Origin of the sequence: Draconibacterium sp. (genome assembly GCF_041583095.1) — a bacterium.
In the GTDB taxonomy this organism is placed as follows: Bacteria; Bacteroidota; Bacteroidia; order Bacteroidales; family Prolixibacteraceae; genus Draconibacterium.
This window is the reverse complement of the sequence record NZ_JBFHGM010000031.1, coordinates 14,409-29,756: the sequence shown is the minus strand read 5'-3', so window position 1 is coordinate 29,756 and position 15,348 is coordinate 14,409. Positions and strand designations below refer to the sequence as shown.

At 41.6% G+C, this 15,348-nt stretch carries 18 protein-coding genes and 1 pseudogene; 13 read left to right on the top strand and 6 right to left on the bottom strand.

Annotated features, from left to right (window positions below):
- A pseudogene (metG, locus tag ABZB17_RS04925) lies at positions 1 to 1,160 on the bottom strand (methionine--tRNA ligase); the annotation flags it as partial.
- A gap of 218 nt (positions 1,161 to 1,378) precedes the next feature.
- Here metG and ABZB17_RS04920 point away from each other — a divergent pair.
- The 6 genes from ABZB17_RS04920 (at position 1,379) to ABZB17_RS04895 (ending at position 5,539) form a co-directional block, all read left to right on the top strand.
- On the top strand, positions 1,379 to 2,032 hold the full coding sequence (locus tag ABZB17_RS04920; protein ID WP_372648372.1) for an HAD hydrolase-like protein: 654 nt from the start codon (positions 1,379 to 1,381) through the stop codon (positions 2,030 to 2,032).
- A 54-nt stretch (positions 2,033 to 2,086) separates the two neighbouring features.
- Positions 2,087 to 3,043 carry an LD-carboxypeptidase gene (locus tag ABZB17_RS04915; protein WP_372648370.1) on the top strand — a complete coding sequence of 319 codons (957 nt, stop codon included), beginning with the start codon at positions 2,087 to 2,089 and terminating at the stop codon, positions 3,041 to 3,043.
- A 303-nt stretch (positions 3,044 to 3,346) separates the two neighbouring features.
- Positions 3,347 to 3,709: a YraN family protein gene (locus ABZB17_RS04910; protein WP_045031588.1), complete on the top strand. Its 363-nt coding sequence runs from the start codon at positions 3,347 to 3,349 to the stop codon at positions 3,707 to 3,709.
- A gap of 185 nt (positions 3,710 to 3,894) precedes the next feature.
- Positions 3,895 to 4,245: an MmcQ/YjbR family DNA-binding protein gene (locus ABZB17_RS04905; RefSeq protein WP_372648369.1), complete on the top strand. Its 351-nt coding sequence runs from the start codon at positions 3,895 to 3,897 to the stop codon at positions 4,243 to 4,245.
- 8 nt (positions 4,246 to 4,253) lie between these two features.
- Positions 4,254 to 5,333 (top strand): C1 family peptidase, encoded by a 1,080-nt coding sequence (locus ABZB17_RS04900; RefSeq protein ID WP_372648368.1) that lies wholly within the window; start codon positions 4,254 to 4,256, stop codon positions 5,331 to 5,333.
- Entirely contained in the window at positions 5,333 to 5,539 is a 207-nt protein-coding gene (locus ABZB17_RS04895; protein ID WP_372648367.1) for an RNA-binding S4 domain-containing protein, read from the top strand. The genes ABZB17_RS04900 and ABZB17_RS04895 overlap by 1 nt, the downstream gene beginning before the upstream one ends.
- Positions 5,540 to 5,686: 147 nt before the next feature.
- Here the strand turns inward: ABZB17_RS04895 and ABZB17_RS04890 are convergent, their stop codons facing one another.
- The 3 genes from ABZB17_RS04890 to ABZB17_RS04880 all read right to left on the bottom strand — a co-directional run bounded on the left by ABZB17_RS04890 (position 5,687) and on the right by ABZB17_RS04880 (position 7,679).
- Entirely contained in the window at positions 5,687 to 5,896 is a 210-nt protein-coding gene (locus ABZB17_RS04890) for a dodecin family protein (RefSeq protein ID WP_045031599.1), read from the bottom strand.
- A 138-nt stretch (positions 5,897 to 6,034) separates the two neighbouring features.
- Positions 6,035 to 6,406: a DoxX family protein gene (locus ABZB17_RS04885; protein WP_372648366.1), complete on the bottom strand. Its 372-nt coding sequence runs from the start codon at positions 6,404 to 6,406 to the stop codon at positions 6,035 to 6,037.
- 151 nt (positions 6,407 to 6,557) lie between these two features.
- Complete coding sequence (locus ABZB17_RS04880; RefSeq protein WP_372648365.1) at positions 6,558 to 7,679, bottom strand: SPOR domain-containing protein; 1,122 nt, start codon at positions 7,677 to 7,679, stop codon at positions 6,558 to 6,560.
- A gap of 152 nt (positions 7,680 to 7,831) precedes the next feature.
- On the opposite strand from ABZB17_RS04880, the gene galE reads away from it, so the two are divergent.
- On the top strand, positions 7,832 to 8,860 hold the full coding sequence (gene galE / locus ABZB17_RS04875; protein WP_372648364.1) for a UDP-glucose 4-epimerase GalE: 1,029 nt from the start codon (positions 7,832 to 7,834) through the stop codon (positions 8,858 to 8,860).
- A gap of 64 nt (positions 8,861 to 8,924) precedes the next feature.
- Here galE and ABZB17_RS04870 read toward each other — a convergent pair whose 3' ends face one another.
- Entirely contained in the window at positions 8,925 to 10,211 is a 1,287-nt protein-coding gene (locus ABZB17_RS04870; RefSeq protein ID WP_372648363.1) for an ATP-binding protein, read from the bottom strand.
- Between the two features lie 103 nt (positions 10,212 to 10,314).
- Between ABZB17_RS04870 and ABZB17_RS04865 the strand changes: the two genes are divergently transcribed.
- The 6 genes from ABZB17_RS04865 (at position 10,315) to ABZB17_RS04840 (ending at position 14,863) form a co-directional block, all read left to right on the top strand.
- Complete coding sequence (locus ABZB17_RS04865; RefSeq protein WP_372648362.1) at positions 10,315 to 10,635, top strand: hypothetical protein; 321 nt, start codon at positions 10,315 to 10,317, stop codon at positions 10,633 to 10,635.
- A 364-nt stretch (positions 10,636 to 10,999) separates the two neighbouring features.
- Complete coding sequence (gene rfbB / locus ABZB17_RS04860) at positions 11,000 to 12,055, top strand: dTDP-glucose 4,6-dehydratase (RefSeq protein ID WP_372648361.1); 1,056 nt, start codon at positions 11,000 to 11,002, stop codon at positions 12,053 to 12,055.
- A 197-nt stretch (positions 12,056 to 12,252) separates the two neighbouring features.
- A complete protein-coding gene (locus ABZB17_RS04855; protein ID WP_372648360.1) occupies positions 12,253 to 12,723 on the top strand; it encodes a lipocalin family protein in 471 nt (156 codons plus the stop codon).
- Positions 12,724 to 12,733: 10 nt separating this feature from the next.
- The gene (locus ABZB17_RS04850; RefSeq protein WP_372648359.1) at positions 12,734 to 13,420 is read left to right on the top strand and encodes an OmpA family protein; all 687 of its coding nucleotides are present in this window, start codon (positions 12,734 to 12,736) and stop codon (positions 13,418 to 13,420) included.
- 129 nt (positions 13,421 to 13,549) lie between these two features.
- Positions 13,550 to 14,170, top strand: coding sequence for a 30S ribosomal protein S16 (locus ABZB17_RS04845; protein WP_372648358.1), 621 nt, complete (start codon positions 13,550 to 13,552; stop codon positions 14,168 to 14,170).
- Positions 14,171 to 14,335: 165 nt separating this feature from the next.
- The gene (locus ABZB17_RS04840; protein WP_319499880.1) at positions 14,336 to 14,863 is read left to right on the top strand and encodes a hypothetical protein; all 528 of its coding nucleotides are present in this window, start codon (positions 14,336 to 14,338) and stop codon (positions 14,861 to 14,863) included.
- On the opposite strand, the gene ABZB17_RS04835 is transcribed toward ABZB17_RS04840, so the two are convergent.
- A complete protein-coding gene (locus tag ABZB17_RS04835) occupies positions 14,837 to 15,271 on the bottom strand; it encodes an acyl-CoA thioesterase (protein WP_372648357.1) in 435 nt (144 codons plus the stop codon). The genes ABZB17_RS04840 and ABZB17_RS04835 overlap by 27 nt on opposite strands.
- Between the last annotated feature and the right edge of the window lie 77 nt (positions 15,272 to 15,348).

The following is a 15,348-nucleotide window of genomic DNA, read 5'->3' as shown; positions in this document are numbered from 1 at the left end:
ACGGCTACCAACTCGTTGTTATTGCGGTTCTGGAAATCTTTCCAGGTAAAATCGTTGTCTTTTGTTTCCGGCGCATTGGCGGTCAGTACATATTTCAGCACATCTTCTTTCCCCGGAAATTCTTCCAGGTACTCGTGCAACCAAACGGCCCAGTTTCTTGATGTTGAAATTTTATCGTTCTCCAGGTTCAGGAACTCGTTGGCCGGCACGTTTTCCGGCAGGTTGAATGTTCCTTCAGCCTTCAACATACTTGGGAAAATAATACAGTGGAAAACAATGTTGTCTTTTCCGATGAAATGCAACATGCGGGTTTCCGGATCTTTCCAGTAGGTTTCCCAGTCTTCGGTCAATTCTTTTGTTGCCGAAATGTAACCGATAGGTGCATCAAACCAAACGTACAACACTTTTCCTTCAACGCCTTCAACCGGAACAGGAACACCCCAGTCGAGGTCGCGCGTTACGGCACGTGGCATTAGTCCACTGTCGATCCACGATTTACACTGACCGTAAACGTTGGTTTTCCATTCTTTGTGTCCTTCCAAAATCCACTCTTTCAACCATGGTTCGTACTGGTCGAGCGGTAGGTACCAGTGTGTAGTTTCTTTTAAAACCGGTTGGTTTCCGCTAATGGTTGATGTTGGATTGATCAGCTCGGTTGGGCTTAACGAAGTTCCGCAGCTCTCGCACTGGTCGCCGTAAGCTTTTTCAAAGCTACATTTTGGGCAGGTACCAATAATGTAACGGTCGGCCAAAAACTGGTTGTTGGCTTCGTCGTAATATTGCTACGAAGTTTTCTCAACAAACTTACCTTCGTCGTACAATTTCTTAAAAAACGCAGAAGCCGTTTCGTGATGAACCGGAGAACTTGTGCGTGAGTAAACGTCAAACGAAATACCAAATTTCTCGAACGAATCCTTAATAATTCCGTGAAAGCGGTCAACCACATCCTGCGGTGTAATGCCCTCGTTTTTAGCCTTCAGCGTAATGGGTACACCGTGCTCGTCAGATCCACCAATCATAATTACATCTTCGTTTTTCATGCGAAGGTAGCGTGCATAAATATCGGCAGGAACATAAACTCCGGCAAGGTGACCGATGTGGATCGGACCATTGGCATAAGGCAGTGCTGTGGTAATTAGGGTACGTTTGAACTTACTCATAATTCTATTTTGGCGGAATCGCGATAAATGCAAACTTCTTCGTTGTTATAAAATTTTAAAATCCTCATTTACTTCAGTAGACTCCGGTTTTAAAATTTCTCACGCCTCGAATTTTATCATTTCTGGCGATTCCATTTTTAACTGATTTTAGGGCTGCAAAGATAACAAAATTCAGGGAGCAAATTTAAAACTATTACCTTCGCAAAAATTTTAGTTGAATGGCACAATTTTCACACATTATATTCGATCTCGACGGTACGCTCACCGACAATACGCTGGGCATAAAAAACTCGCTGAAATATGCGCTGGAGCAAATGCAGGTAGACGGTTACCACGAAGATATTCTGGATACATTTATCGGACCGCCACTGCAGTGGGGTTTTAGCACGCAGTTTGGAATGAACGAACGCGACACAAAACTGGCCGTTGATTATTTCCGTGAATATTATGGCGAACACGGTTGGCATCAAAACATTCCGTACGATGGAATTATGGAGTTGATGGCCGAACTGGATGCGCAGGGAAAACGAATGTATGTAGCCACCGCAAAACTGGAAAAGTATGCCAACAAGATTATCGAACATTTTGAAATGGACCGCTACATTATTCAGTTAAAAGGGGCGGATTATCATGCAAAAAAGGCTACGAAGAATAAAATTATTGCTGATGTGCTGACCATGCAACAACTGGTACCATCGGAAGAAATTGTAATGGTGGGCGATACGGTTTTCGATATTGAAGGCGGTAACGAAAACGAAATTTCGACCATTGCAGTGGGCTACGGTTTTGGAAAAGAGGCCGATTTACGCGCGGCCAATCCCAATTATTTTGCTGAGGATGTGGACGAGTTGTTTGAGCTGTTAACGCTTTAATGTTGTTTACCATTTACTTTGTATTTTTACAATTTAGTTAAAGCGTTTCGATGTATGGATATACTTTCCGCTTCGATCTTCAAACTTCAAACAGAAAATATGATTACACCAAAATTCATACAACCTGGCTCCACAATCCGAATCGTTTCTCCGGCCGGAAAAATTGATGAAAAACATGTGATGCCAGCTGTTAACTGGCTGGAAAAGCAAGGTTACACTGTAAAATTAGGTCGGCATGTTTTTGCCCGGCATTTCCAGTTTGCCGGAACCGATGAACAACGTGCTGCCGATGTGCAGGAAGCACTTGACGACCCCGATTGCGATGCGATAATATGCTCGCGTGGCGGCTACGGAACGGTGCGTATTATCGAACAGCTCGATTTTAATCAATTTCTTAAAAACCCAAAGTGGCTGGTAGGTTTTAGCGACATTACCATTTTGCATTCGCGCCTGCATAATATTGAAGTTCCTACAATCCACGGAGTGATGCCGCGCTACTTTTTTGATGACAAAGGTGAACCGCGCGAGGATTTGACTTCGATGATGGCACTGCTAAAAGGCGAGGGGATCAGTTACGGTGTTGATGCCACTGAATTTGATCGTCAGGGCACAGCTGCCGGGCCACTGGTTGGTGGAAATTTGTCGATAGTTACCAGTTTAAGCGGCACTAAATATGACATTGATACAACGGGTAAAATCCTTTTTCTGGAAGATATTGATGAGTTTTTGTATCACACTGATCGTATGGTTCATCAACTGAAATTAAGCGGGAAACTGGATAATCTGGCCGGATTGATTTTGGGTGATTATACGGATATGAAAGACAATGAATCGCCTTTTGGGCAAACGGTGCATGAGATTTTTACCGAAGCAGTGAAAGAGTTTGACTACCCCGTTTGCTACGGATTTCCGGGAGGACACGATAAAAAGAACCTGGCACTTGCTTTTGGCCGCGATTGGGAACTGGAAGTTGCTGAAAGCGGAACCAGGTTGAGATTGAAAGGAGATTGAGCACTGAAAGTGTGAGATTATCAGAATCGAAACCGCGAGAGGATATTGGTGATTGCTGAATTGTAAAATTGATAAATTGTAGCCCAAAACCGTTTGTTTTTTCCCTCTGTGCAGCTCTTTTACTTCTCGGAGTAACTCTGTGGTAAAATCAACTGGATTGAAAAAGATGGATGAGGATTGAGCATTGAGATGGTGTGAGAACCAAAGAATTGCTAAGCGGCTAAAATGTAAAATTGCTTTTCTCCTTTGTTCTTTTGCCTTTTTACTTTTACCTTGAACACTGAACTTTAAACGCAGTATTACATGGTATCAACACGCGAATTAGGTGATTTGGCTGAGGGCCTGGCACAGGATTATCTCCGAAAGCTGGGTTACGAGATTAAAGCCACCAACTGGTACCACGGGCATTTGGAGCTTGATATTGTTGCGCAGGATGGCGACGAGCTGGTAATTGTAGAAGTAAAAGCACGGTCAGGATTACGATACGAGCATCCGTCGGAAGCGGTGACCAACTCAAAAATTAAACGCATTGTTGAAGCTGCGGATGCCTACATTATTGAACACGAGAGCGAGCTGGACACTCGTTTCGATGTAATCACTGTAATTTTCTTTCAGCAAGGTCACGAGCTGGAGCATTTTAAAGATGCTTTTTATCCTACTATGTAAAGTGGCGAAAATTCAGGGTTATTCAAAAGTCACCACTCTTTAGTTCTCCCCTCGAGGGGAGATGTCGAACACGGTGAGACAGTGGGGTGAATGAAGAATGAATAATTAACATTCAATTTTTAACCACCACATCATTTTTATTTCTTTCCGATTCTACTATTTTTAGACCTTCCAATGAATGTATCATGAATATTGAAGAGATCCGCGAATATTGCATCCAGAAAAAGGGAGTTACTGAAAGCTTTCCTTTTGATGAAACCACTTTGGTTTTTAAGGTGATGAACAAAATGTTTTGTTTGCTGGGTCTCGATGATCACCGCGTGAGCTTAAAAAACGATCCGGATAAAAATATTGAGCTGAGGGCACAATTTCCGGCTATCTACGAGGGCTATCATTTGCATAAACAAATGTGGAATACCATCGAATTGAACGGAACAGTTCCGTCAAAACTGATGGCTGAAATGATTGACGAATCGTATGATTTGATTGTTGCGAGCCTCACCAAAAAGTTAAAAGAAGAATTAAAAAATTTATAAGCACTATTATGAAATTATTGTCAATGTTCGCTGCGTTATTACTGATGTTTTCAGCTGTTTACGCAGAGGGAGAGAAAGAAGATTTTACCATCGTAAAAGAGGTGAAGCATACACCGGTTATCAGCCAGGGGCGTACCGGAACCTGCTGGAGTTTTGCCACAACCAGTTTTTTGGAATCGGAGATTATGCGCAAAGGATTTCCTGAAACCAATTTGTCGGAGATGTTTTTTGTGTATTACAACTATAAAAACAAGGCGTTTCAGTACCTGCTTTATCACGGTAAAAACAATTTCGGAGAAGGAAGTTTGTCGCACGATGTATTAAAAGTTGTGGCAGACCAGGGTGTGATGTTATACGATGAATTTCCCGGAATCCAGAAAGATGGAAAATACAACCACTCAGCATTGGTAAAAGAGCTTCGCGATGAAACGGATAAGATTGACAAGGAGAAAAGAGGCCAAATCGATGTGTCCGATCTAAAAGAATTGAAGTCGGCCTTAAAAAACGAGTTGGGCAAGTTGCCGGAGAAAGTGGAGCTGGAAGGCAAAAAATATACGGCATTGGAACTTCGCGATAAATTTGAAATAAATGCGGATGATTATGTGGAGCTTACTTCGTTCAGTCACCACCCGTTTTGGTCGCAGTGCATTGTTGAGGTCCCCGATAACTGGGCACACGAATCCTACTACAATCTGCCAATTGATGAATTGTTGGAGGTTATGTATTATGCACTGAACAACGGTTTTAGTATTGCCTGGGACGGCGACACCAGCGAAGAAACCTTTGTGCACAAAGAGGGCAAAGCCGATGTGGCGAAAAAACTGCAGGGAAAAGTAAATCAGAAGGAACGCCAGAAAACATTTTACGACCGTACAACAACCGACGACCACCTGATGCACCTGGTTGGTTTATCGAAAGATGCAGAGGGAAAAGATTGTTTCTACACCAAAAACTCGTGGGGTGCCGAAAGTAACGCTTATGGTGGTTACCTGCACATGACGGAAGATTACGTGCGCCTGAAAACCATCGGAATTATGGTACACAAAGATGCCATTCCTGATGCGGTAAAATCAAAACTTGGAATATAATGCGCGAATTTCAGTTGAGCACCGAATATATTGAACTGGTAAAACTGTTGAAGCTTTTGCGATTTGCGCAAACGGGAGGCCATGCAAAAATCATTGTCGGTGATGGCGAAGTTATCCGCAATGGCGAGCCCGAGTTCAGAAAAAGAGCCAAACTGGTGAAAGGCGATGTGCTCGAGATAATGGGAGAAACCATTAAAATTATATAAATGATAAAGCCGGTAAGATTGATTGCCGGCTTTGTTTTTTATAATACAGGGATTTACAGCCAAAACCATTTGTCTCCCGAAAGCTACTCCGGGAATTGTTTCGGATGCTTCAAGCGAATTCGTTTGGGGAATGTTTTCTGCAACTGATTAGTTTTCGTACTTAAACGATACTTTTAGTTTTACACGATAACATTCAATTTCACCTTCGGTAATATGAATGTCCATTTGGCATACTTCTGCAATTCGTAAATCGCGTAATGATTTTGATGCCGTGCTTATGGCATTTTGTGCTGCTTGCTCCCACGAAACGGGACTGCTTCCAATCAGCTCAACAATTTTGTAAACGCTGTTAGGCATAACTTTCGTTTTTTTTGTTAATACTATGTTCAAAATGGTTTCATTATGTACGAAGCGTAACCATAAATAGTTATACGCACAGCTAACTTTAGCTGAACTTTATAATCAATAAAAACGAACCGAATTAAAGGGGAGTGGCTATAACCTAATCAGGAATAATCGTCCGGCAACAACAAGCAAAAGCAGAACCAAAACGATGATATTAAATATCAGGTCTTTTGTTTCTTTTCTTTTTGAATGCACAAAGGAGGCCATAACCATAATAATGGTAAGTCCGATGGCCGCAATGGGGATTAAAATTTGGAGTGTAGAATAAACGCCCGGAAGGAAAAGCCCTAATCCGCCCAGTACTTCAAACGCTCCAATTAACCGCAGTCGCTGTTCGGTGAAATCTTCGATCCATTCGAAAACTTTTATCAGGTTGTCTTTGGTCAAAACAAGTTTCAGCGAACCTGTAGTAAGAAAGAGAGCGGCAATAATAATTTGGATAATCCAGAGCGCTATATTCATAGTTACAGTTTTTAATTAGCGTTGAGTTGTTTATTATTTTAATGGATTAACTGTTAAATAGTAACCCAATATTAATTAAAATGTTGTTTTGTTCTATCAATCCGCTCCTTTTTTTCAGTCATTTACGATTATTTGAGATAAGTGTAAATGTTTATTTTCTGTAAACCCAAACTTCCGACCCCGGATTGTCTTCCATATATTTCACTTTTGCAGCATCGGCCTCGCTAAAAGTTTTGTAGCCGGCAATACCTACAATAAAGAAACGACCTTTTTTCCCAACATGAAAGGCTTCGTATCCTTTTTGCTGCAATTCGAGCAAATAATTATCGGCATTTTCTTTTACCGAAAAGCTTCCGCCAACCAGGTAATACTTCATCGAGTCCTGTTCTTCATTCTTCATTTCAACAGCTTCGGTAATGTTTTGAGTGGTATCAGCAGCCAACGTCGAGTCTTCTGCGGCTATTAATACCGAGTCTGTTGAGGCAGTATCAACAGCAACCGGTGCTTGTTCAATAGTCAATTCTTCGGTAGTTTTTGTTGGAGGCCGCTTTTGGTTCTTGTCTCCATCGGTGTTGTTAAATCCTTTCAAATAAATAAAAACAGCAACGGCAAGTAAAGGAATAATTATGAACAGAAACAGCCAAGGCTTTCTCTTTTTTGCTTCTTTTTCCTTTGTTTGAACTTCCTGTTTAACTTCTTTTATTTCCGGCTCTTCAATTACCGTCTCTTTGGTAACAGGTTGTTTCTGTTGTGGTTCGGGCTCTGATGCTTCCAGCTTAACCTTTGGTTGTTCTTCCACAACAGCAGTTTCTTCCTCTGTGGTTTCAACGGTTTCTTCTTCCTGTATTTCCACAGGCTCGGGCTCGCTTATCGACATGGCACCAAGGCCAAACGAATCGAGCAGCATATTCTCTTCTTCCGAGGCCTCAAAAACAATTTCTCCCTGTTCGTTGTGCGAAAGCGCACCCACTCCTTCAACAAAAACCTTGTCGCCTTTGTCGAGTTTAAAAAGCATCTCGTCGCGTTCTTTTTCAATACGAACCAATGCATTAAAATGCGATATATGCAGTTTTTCGGCAATATGACCAACCAGTAAACCGTCGTTGTTTTTTAGTTGCCCGTTAAACGAAATGGTTTTCGACGGAGGTTTAATCTCGTCGCTCTCATCGCTGATTTCTGCCGGCCGGTATTCCGAAACAAAAGCCCCCAATCCGGGAATGATTACAATATCGTGCTGTAACAGAAGTGTGTATATTTCTTTTCCGAAGCTCACTTGAATGAATTTAGGCGGTAAAATTACAAAACATAGGGTAAACTGCAACTGCCCAAAAATTAAGTTTTTACAAAAGCCTCTTCAACAAGTGGGCAAAGTGTAGATTTCTGTATCGTTTTTTTCTACTTTTGGTGGCTAAATCAATAAAAGTGATGGCAAAAAAGATTTTAGTTACAGGCGGAACCGGGTACATTGGTTCGCACACCGTTGTTGAATTACAAGCTTCGGGCTACGATGTGGTAATTGTCGACGACCTTTCAAACTCCAGTATTGATGTACTGGATAACATCGAAAAAATTTCAGGAATAAAACCGGCATTCGAACACTTTGATTTAGCGGATGCTGCAAAAACCGACGAGTTTTTTAGCCGTAATTCCGATATCGAGGCAATTATTCATTTTGCAGCCTCGAAAGCAGTTGGCGAATCGGTGCAAAAACCTTTGTTGTACTACCGCAACAACCTGGTTTCGTTGATGAACCTGCTGGATTGCCAGTTGAAATACAATGTGGCAAATATTGTATTCTCGTCGTCGTGTACGGTTTACGGACAGCCTGATGTGTTGCCTGTTACTGAAGATACGCCACGCAAAGACGCCGAGTCGCCATATGGAAACACCAAACGTGTGAACGAAGATATTTTAAGCGACAGCATTGCCGCTTTTCCGCAATTAAAAGGAATTGCACTGCGCTATTTTAACCCGATTGGAGCACATCCAACCGCACTGATTGGCGAACTTCCACTGGGCGTACCACAAAACCTTGTGCCCTTTATTACTCAAACAGCTGCCGGATTACGCGACGAGTTAAAAGTGTTTGGCGACGATTACGATACGGTTGACGGTTCGGCCGTTCGCGATTACATTAACGTGGTTGATTTGGCCAAAGCACACGTTGTTGCCATTGAGCGACTGCTGGAAGGCAAAAACAAAAAGAACTACGAAATTTTCAACCTTGGTACCGGAAATGGTTTGTCGGTGTTGGAGATTGTAAACGGTTTTGAAAAAGCAACCGGCGTTAAACTGAATTATAAAATTGTTGGTCGACGTGCCGGCGATATCGAAAAAATTTGGGCCGACACTACTTTTGCCAACGAAGAACTGGGCTGGAAAGCTGAGAAAGGGACAGAAGAAACCCTGCTTTCGGCCTGGAACTGGGAAAAAAAGGTACGTGGAATAAAGTAAGACAATCATAATTGCATACATTTCGCCGGGCGACTTGCAGCTTATGCAGCGTTACCCGGCGATTTTATTTGGTGTTTGTTTGCTGTGGCTGTGGCAGTTCAATGTAAAAGGTACTTCCTTTTCCGATAGCTGATTCAACATAAATATTACCCTTAAGTTTTTCGGTAAAATCTTTGCAAATCTTTAGTCCGAGGCCTGTACCTTTTTCATTCCCGGTTCCCGGCAACGATTCGGCAGTACCTTCTTTAAAAATATTCTGCAACTTATCCGGGTTCATTCCTGTTCCTTCATCTTTAACTGAAATTACGGGAGTATCGTTTTCGTTTATTTGGCAATCAACATAAATATTTCCCTTTTCAAACGAATATTTAATGGCATTGGCCAACAGATTGCGCAAAATGGGGCTGAGAAATTTTTTATCCGTATAAATCGAAAGATCGTCAGGTACCTGGCTAATAATTCGTACACCTTTTAACTCGGCTCTGTTCGAAACCTGGAGACTAACCTCCCCGATGATCTTATTCAGCGATACCAGAACAGGATTAAATTTAATCTGGTTGGTTTCGAGCGAAGCCCAGTCGAGTATATTCTGAAGCAGTTCGTCGGCTTGTTTCGCCGATTGCTGAATATGCGAAAGAAATTGTTGATCCTGCTCTTTTTCCAATCCGGATTCGGTAAGTAATATATCCGAGAAACTCACGATATTGCTGTAAAAGCCTCTCAGATCGTGCCCGATAACCGAAAACAATTTGTTTTTTGAGGCAATAAGTTCTCTCAGTTCGTTCTCTGCTTTTTTCCTTTCGGTGATGTCTCTTACATAAACGATCAAACGTTTATCTCCGTTAAGGTTAATAAATTTGGTATTTATCTCGGTCGGGAAAATCGTCCCGTCCTTTTTTTTGTTTACGCGTTCCACATAAAACTCACCCGTTGCCATTTCTTCCGGAATTATATCGGGTAGCATTTCCGCAAATTCATCCGGAACCAGATCTCGTATCGACAGCTGTAGCATCTCTTCGCGGGTGTAACCAAACATTTTGTGTCCCATGGTATTGCAATCCAAAATTTCCCCACGCTCATTTTCCACATATATTCCATCGAGCGACAAATCAATCAGTGTTCTGAATTTAACTTCACTTTCCTGTATGCTTCTGTTTTTTTTCTGGTTCTTGTTAATCAGAAGCGCAATAAAAAATCCGGTAATTCCACCAAACACGATGGATAGTGCCAGGGATGGAAACGAAAAAGGATTAATTTTTAAGAATAAGAATTGAATGAAAAATAACAGAAAGATTATTGATATACCGCTTGTAATCCCTGTAAAAAGTTCCGGTTTAGATTTAAATCTCATTAAATTTTTAATTTAGGTGACATAAATATAGAATTTTTATTGACTACATTTATAAGCTATTACTTCTCATCTTTAAACGATGTAAAACCCAAAATCAATTTCAATGGCGTATTTAAAAGAAGCACAAAAGCGCGATTTTATTAATCAAATGGCAATTATTACCAAGGAGAGTTTCGACCTTTTAACCGAACATGGTTTTGACCCGACTGACCGGATTAATACCTTAAAAGAAACATTAAAAGAGGCCCGGGAAGCCGAGGGCGAACAAATTGATGCGGCTGCCCGCTTAAAAGATGCAACCAGAAAGTCGCAGAAAAAGCTTTCCGTTGCCTACAAAGAAGCTTCGAAAACCGTAGACCTGATGGCGGGGCTGCTGGGCAAAGACCATCCCCTTATTCAACAAATCAGAAAGATGCGAAAGTAACTACCCGCTGTTTTTACCTGTTCTGATTTTTAATTAACCTCTTCTGTTTTCGTTTCAACCTTGGTTGATTGTGAAACAACTATGGATGAAAGCAATTCATCCTAAGTTGATAGAAAATCAACTAAAGATGATAAATACCAACCATGGATGAACAAGAATCGACTAAGGTAGGATATATAACAACTAAGGAGGATGATAGATTAACCAAAGTTGATAAAGAAACAACCAAGGGTGATAACTAATCAACTAAGGTTGATAAAAGAACAACCAGGGTTGATGCTCTATCGACCATCCTATTTTTCTTACACATGCGTTTTTCTATATCTGGCGAAAAGCCTACTTTTGATTTTCAAAACAATTAAAGATGAGCAAGACAATACTTATAACTGGTGGAGCTGGTTTTATCGGATCTCACGTGGTTCGTTTATTTGTAAATAACTACCCTGATTACAAAATTGTAAACCTCGATAAACTAACTTATGCCGGAAACCTCAATAATTTAAAAGATATTGAAAACAAGCCCAATTACGAATTTGTAAAAGGAGATATTGTCGACAGCGGGTTTATTCAGCAACTGTTTGAGGAACGTCAGTTCGACGGGGTGATTCACCTGGCTGCCGAATCGCATGTTGATCGTTCGATTTCGAACCCTACCGAGTTTGTTTTCACCAACGTTATTGGCACGGTTAACTTGCTGAACGCTGCAAAACATATCTGGAAGGATAATTTTGAAGGCAAACGTTTCTACCACATTTCAACCGATGAGGTGTATGGCTCGTTGGGCGACGAAGGAATGTTTACCGAAAAAACAGCATACGATCCGCACAGTCCGTATTCGGCATCAAAAGCCAGTTCCGATCATTTTGTTCGCGCTTACAACGATACTTTTGGGGTGCCAACAGTAATTTCAAACTGCTCGAATAACTATGGTTCGTTCCAGTTTCCCGAGAAATTGATCCCGCTTTTTATTCATAACATAAAAAACAACAAACCGCTGCCGGTTTACGGTAAAGGCGAAAACGTTCGCGACTGGTTGTGGGTGGTTGATCATGCCCGTGCCATCGATGTAATTTTCCATAAAGGCGAAATCGGCGAAACCTACAATATTGGTGGTTTTAACGAATGGACAAACATTGACCTTATTCGGGTGATGTGCCGCAAAATGGATGAAAAACTGGGCCGCCCTGAAGGCGAATCGGAAAAGCTGATCACTTATGTGAAAGACCGCGCCGGCCACGATTTACGTTATGCTATCGATGCCACAAAGATTAAAAACGAACTGGGGTGGGAGCCATCATTGCAGTTTGAAGAAGGTATTGAGCTTACCATCGACTGGTACCTCGAAAATACCGCGTGGCTCGAGAATGTAACTTCGGGCGATTACCAGAAATACTACGAGCAACAATATGTAAAAAGATAATTTGAAGAGGCTGGTGATGCTATCACTCCAAGTGATAGTATCACTAATCTTTCATAAAAAAACAGAAAAGGAGATACAACATTATGTCTCCTTTTTTGTTTTTGTAATTAAAGTATTTGAATGCAAAATTGATTGTCGTAACTTGTACGAACACAAAAATTCCGTTCTCAAAACATACAAAATTTAAAAGAATAAACATGAGACAAACATTTCTTTTGCTGGCGCTTGTGGCTTTATTGGCGGCGTGCAGCACTACAAAACAAGTCAGGAGTTCGCAGAAAGGTTTAAAAGGCAACTGGACATTGTCGTCGATTACAACCGATCAGGGAAACAAAGTGGAAATTAAAGAGTTGTTTAACCAGGCATCGCCCGATTGTTTCGAGGGCAGCGAGTGGAGCTTTGTCAGCAATAACAATTCCGGCACCTACTCGTTTATGGATGTGGCTTGTGTGAATTCCACGCATTCGATTAAATGGTTTATGGAAGAAGATGGCCAGGACATTTACTTTTTATGGAAATTTATTCCCGATGGAGTGAAGCCAAAAGATGTAACGGCCGGTTACAAGCTAAAATTAATTTCTGAATCGCAGACCGAATTTGTTTTGGCGCAGGATGCTTCGTTCGAGGGCGACATCATTTCAATTTATTATCAATTCGTAAAAAATTAAGATCACAGTTATGAAGAATAAAACATTATTGGTACTTGTCCTTTTTGTGGCAGGAATATTTTTAAATAGTTGCAGCTCGTTGCAAAATGCCAACAGCTCGCAAAAAGGTGCAGGAATCGGTGTAGCTGCTGGAGCTGCTTTAGGTGCCTTAATTGGCGGAAAAGATAACCGTGCGGCAGGCGCTTTAGTTGGTGCTGCCGTTGGTGGTGGTGCCGGTGCAATTATTGGTAAACAAATGGATAAACAGGCCGAAGAAATTGAAACAACAATGCCCGGTGCCGAGGTGGTGCGCAGCGAAGAAGGAATTCAGTTAATTCTGGACGAAAATGCTGATGTGCGTTTTGAGTTTGATAGTTCAAAGCTTACAAGTGCCTCGCAAAACAACCTGGGCAAACTGGTTGAGATATTTAATAAGTACCCGGATACCGATATTCTGGTCCTCGGACATACCGACAGCGATGGTGCCGAATCGTACAATCAAACCTTATCGGAAAAGCGTGCAGCATCGGTTGTTGGCTTTTTAAAATCGGAGGGAATTGAGGCTTTGCGTTTAAGTTCGGTAGGAATGGGCGAATCGCAGCCGCGGGCAACCAACGATACCAAAGAGGGAAAAGCTCAAAACCGCAGGGTAGAGTTTACCATTACAGCTAACGAAGACATGGTAGATGCTGCAAAAGCACAGGCTGGCGAGAATTAATTTTGGTGTCGTTTTCTGAGTTCAGATGTTAAGAAATGAAACGACTTTGAAAATTGTATTGCAAAAGTTTCAGGAACAGAAATTTATACTATCTTTGCGCCACATTTTTCAAAATTAAAAAATAGAATTATGCCAGTAAAAATGAGATTAGCGCGACACGGTCGCAAACGCTACGCATACTACCACATTGTAGTAGCTGATAGCAGGGCGCCACGAGATGGCAGGTACATTGAAAGAATTGGCACGTACAATCCTAACACTGATCCTGCTACTATCGATCTCGATTTTGACAAAGCTTACGACTGGCTTGTTAAAGGCGCACAACCAACCGACACTGTAAGAGCAATTTTGTCTTACAAAGGTGTTATGTACAAAAAACACCTGATGGGTGGAGTTAAAAAAGGAGCTTTCGATGAAGCTGAAGCTGAAAAACGTTTAGAAAGCTGGATTGCAGCAAAAGAAGCTAAAATTCAGGCAAAAATCGACCGTTTGGCCGGTAGTGCCGCTGCAGAAGCTGAAAAACAACTGGAAGCTGAGAAGAAAGTCAACGAAGAAAGAGCTGCCGCTATTGCTGCAAGAGAAGCAGAATTAGCTGCCGAAGCCGAAGCTGCTGTTAAAGAAGCTGAAGCTGAAGCCGCTGCTGAAGAAGCAGAAGAAGAGGCAACTGCTGAAGTTGAAGAAACTCCTGAAGCTGAAGCACCTGCTGCTGAAGAGGAAGCTTCGGAAGAAGAAAAAGGTGCGGAATCTTAAGAAAGACAACTCATCTTATTATAGAAAACCATCCGTCGGCTGACGGATGGTTTTTTTGTGTTAATATCTATTGTTTAGCCCCTCTGGCTAAAAATTATGTTGCAAATTTTTGGAACTTTCTACTTATAACTACCGTTTCAAGTGAAAATGCTTTACTTTTGAAGTATGGAAACGATACCAAAAACCGATTGCCAAAAAGTTGGATTCTTCAGAAAAACACATGGTGTGCATGGCGAAGTAGTCCTGGAGTTTGACGAGCAGTTTGAATATTCAGTGGAAGATAGTGACCGCTTTTTTGTTGAACTTGATGGTTTGCTTGTTCCTTTTTTTGTGGAAAAAGATGGTTTCCGTTTCCGTTCATCCAAAACAGCAATTGTAAAGTTTGATTGGGTTGACGACGAAAAATACGCCAAACGCCTTATCGGCGCCAGTGCTTACCTGTTTCATTCCGAGATTATTGATGAGCAGGAAGAAAACGAATCGATGTTTGAAGGCCTGATGTTAATTGACAGCAAACTGGGCGAAATTGGTGTAATCGATCAAGTTGATGACTACTCCGGAAATATTGTTTTTACGGTTTCGTACCGGGGGGAGGAGCTGTTAATCCCGTTTCACGAAGAGATGCTGGTTTCGTACAGCGAAAATGAAAGTACAATTACTTTAAAATTACCCGACGGACTGATCGACGTTTAAGTCAGGCTCAAAATCTGCAAATTTCTTTCTCCAGGCCTCCGGGATCGGTTCCGAAATCCTGGCTTTCATATCAAAACAAACCATTACCGATTTACATATTGCCACCGGGTCTGTACTGTTTTGTTTGTATACAGCTTGTGTCATTTCAAGGCTTTTTTCACCCAATGATGAAACCGAAGTAAGCACATGAATAGTATCCTCAAGAAAGGTTGGTTGCATGTAATCCACTTTCACAGAGGCAATGATCAATCCTTTGTGTGTCCAGCTAATAAGGTCGCCTAAAACTGTTCCGAAATATTTTAGACGCGCCAGATCAAAAAATTCCTGGTATTTGGCATTATAAACATGGCCCATCAGGTCGATGTCGTTAAACCGAATCTGCACCGGTACGCTGTGTTTCTGTTTCATAAATTGCTTCTTTATGCGTTTAAAAGTGCAATTATTTTTGTGGCGCGTGCAACTTTATTCCGAATGTCGCGTCATTA